At 64.3% G+C, this 2,812-nt stretch carries 3 protein-coding genes and 1 pseudogene; all 4 read right to left on the bottom strand.

The features are described from left to right. Positions 1-685 (bottom strand): chromate transporter (locus EOA60_RS27050; protein WP_164899565.1); only part of this gene is annotated, 685 nt, incomplete at its 3' end. Continuing rightward, entirely contained in the window at positions 682-1,500 is an 819-nt protein-coding gene (locus tag EOA60_RS27045) for a sulfurtransferase/chromate resistance protein (protein WP_095824010.1), read from the bottom strand. The genes EOA60_RS27045 and EOA60_RS27050, both read right to left, overlap by 4 nt. Before the next feature lie 166 nt (positions 1,501-1,666). Then, complete coding sequence (locus EOA60_RS27040; protein WP_095824011.1) at positions 1,667-2,455, bottom strand: 3-hydroxybutyrate dehydrogenase; 789 nt, start codon at positions 2,453-2,455, stop codon at positions 1,667-1,669. 173 nt (positions 2,456-2,628) lie between these two features. After that, positions 2,629-2,812: pseudogene (locus tag EOA60_RS27035) on the bottom strand (TetR/AcrR family transcriptional regulator); the annotation flags it as partial.

Below are 2,812 nucleotides of genomic sequence, written 5' to 3'. Positions count from 1 at the left end.
GCACGGTGTGGCCGAGCTCGCCGCGCTCGAACATCAGGTCGACCACGCCGCCTCTGTCGGCGGCGGCGTTGCCCTTGCCATGCGCCGAACCCGAAAACAGCCCGGGTGCAAAGTGATTGCCGACCCAGCCAATGAGTCCCGCCGCAAGCACGATCAGTGGAAACGGCAGCTTGAGGACATAGATGGCAAGAAAGGCCGCCACCGCGATGGCCACCATGACCCGGTTCTTCAGCGCCCTCTTGCCGATGCGGATCACCGCTTCGACGACGACCGCCAGCACCGCCGCCTTGATGCCGAAGAACAGCGCCTCGATGACCGGCGCGTCGTTGTAGAGCATGTAGAAACTGCTCAGGGCAAGCATGACCAGTGCGCCCGGGAGCACGAACAATGTCCCGGCGACAAGGCCGCCGGCCGTCCGGTGCAGCAGCCAGCCGATATAGACGGCAAGCTGCTGCGCCTCGGGACCCGGAAGAAGCATGCAGTAGTTGAGAGCATGCAGGAACCGCTCCTCGCCGATCCAGCGGCGCTCCTCGACCAATTCCTTGTGCATCAGGGCGATCTGCCCGGCCGGCCCGCCGAAAGAGAGCAGGCCGATCTTGGCCCATAGCCCCGTCGCTTCACTGAAGGTCGGCACAGCCGGGACATCGGCCGGCTGCGCGACGCTGTCCTTGGCAAGCACGGTCATTGTTGCTTACCCCCGGCCGGCCAGTTATGCGTCTCGTCCGTGGCGTCACGGCACCAGCGGAAGAAAGCGTCATAGAGCAGCATGCCGGCTTCGAGCTGTTCCAAGTCGTCGCGGAACATGCGCGACAGGCCGAGCGACGCGGCGAGGAACCCGGCAGCCTGCGGCACCAGGTCGAGACGCGCTGTATCCGCGCCGCGCACGATCAGCGCCAGACGATCGAGCGCCTCGGTGCGCAGGCCAAACTCCTCAATCATCGTGTCGAAGGTGCAGTGATCGCCGCGATGGCTCCAGAACACGCCTTCGATGTCGAAGGGCACCGCGGCGAAGCGATCCGCCACCAGGGGCACCTCGGCCGGGTCGACGAACAGGAACACGGCGCCAGGATCGACAAATCGTCGGATCAGCCAGGGGCAGGCGATGCGATCGACCTTCGGCCGGGAACGCGTGACCCATACGGTGCGACCCTTCCCGTCGCGGGGCGGAATGGCGTCGGCCGCGACCAACGGCGCCTTGGCGGCGGCCCAGGCCGCGAAACCGCCTTCCAACGATTCCGCCGGAATGCCCTCGTGGCGCAGCCACGCGGCAACGCCTTGCGAGAGCTTCTCTCCGCGCTGGCAGATGACCACGACCCTGGATCCGGAGAAGTCGGCCGCCCAGGTCGAGACGGTTCTGAAGTCGCGCCGGTAAGAAGCCGGCAGCAGCCGCGGATCGGCTTGAAAGTCGTCGTCGATGCGTACGTCGACGAGACGAGGTGCATCCGGCAGGCCGACCAGTCGGGCAAGCTGCGGCACTGTGATCTGAGTTGTTGACGGCATGGCGTCCACCTCCTGAACGAAGAGAGTTTGGACGCGATCGTTGGGCTGACGCCTCACGGGGTCGTCGCGGGGAACCCCTTAGCCAGGATGCTGGAACGCTCCCCTGCGATTGTCAAGAATTCTTGTCGAGGGAGGCGCGGCCCCGCACCTTCTTTGGAGGCTGCACTTACTGCGCCGTCCAACCGCCATCCATCGGCAGGGTCGTGCCGGTCATCTGCTTGGCCGCATCCGAGCACAGGAACAGCGCCAGCGCCGCCAGTTCCTCAACGGTGACGAACTCCTTGGTCGGCTGCGCGGCAAGCAGCACATCGTGCTTGACCTGTTCCTCGGTCATGCCGCGCGCCTTCATCGTGTCGGGGATCTGCTTCTCGACCAGCGGCGTCCAGACATAACCGGGCGCGATCGCATTGACGGTGATGCCATCCTGCGCGACTTCCAGCGCCACCGTCTTGGTCAGGCCGGCAATGCCGTGCTTGGCCGAGACATAGGCCGACTTGAACGGCGAGGCGACCAGCGCATGGGCCGAGGCCGTGTTGATGATGCGGCCCCATTTGCGGCTCTTCATGCCCGGCAGCACCGCCTTGATGGCATAGAAGGCGGCAAGCAGGTTGATGCGGATGATTGCTTCCCACTTGTCGTCGGGGAACTCGTCGATCGGCGCGACATGCTGGATGCCGGCATTGTTGACCAGGATGTCGAGGCTGCCGAACGCCTCTTCGGCCTCGCGGATCATGGCGGTGACCGCCCCGCCGTCCATCATGTTGGCGCCGGAATAGCGGCACTTGACGCCGAAATCCCTCTCGATGCCGGCGCGCTCCTTTTCGATCGCCGCGGCATCGCCCAGGCCGTTGATGGTGATGTTGGCGCCCTCGGCGGCAAAGGCGCGGGCGATTGCAAGGCCGATGCCGCTGGTCGAGCCAGTGACGAGCGCATTCTTTGAGGACAGGGAACCCATGGCAGATCTCGCACGTGGAGGGAGGGACTGTTGAAGCACATAGTTTGTGCGTCGCAACATAACAATGCCATGCCCGTATTTCGGTGCGATTACAATGTTGTGATGCAGTTCGAGCGACAGGAAGCTGGCGGTTCTAGGGCGGTCTTTGCAGCCGCTGATGTGAGGCCTGCAACCTATCCGGCTATCTTGAGCAGCGAGGAAACCAGGAGCCTGTGCTCCTGCTGCGACAGCACGTCTGAATCGAAAAGATTCATGCTGCGCAGCCCCTCGATGGCGAGGAAACAAACCAGCAGCGAGCCGAGGTCGTCCGTTTCCCCCTTCAGCCGTTCGAACAGCTGCCGCTTGAAGGCTTTGATC

This window comes from Mesorhizobium sp. M1A.F.Ca.IN.020.06.1.1 (genome assembly GCF_004023265.1).
Taxonomy (GTDB): domain Bacteria; phylum Pseudomonadota; class Alphaproteobacteria; order Rhizobiales; family Rhizobiaceae; genus Mesorhizobium.
The sequence above is the reverse complement of the archived record's forward strand: the minus strand, read 5'-3'. Positions and strand labels throughout refer to the sequence as shown.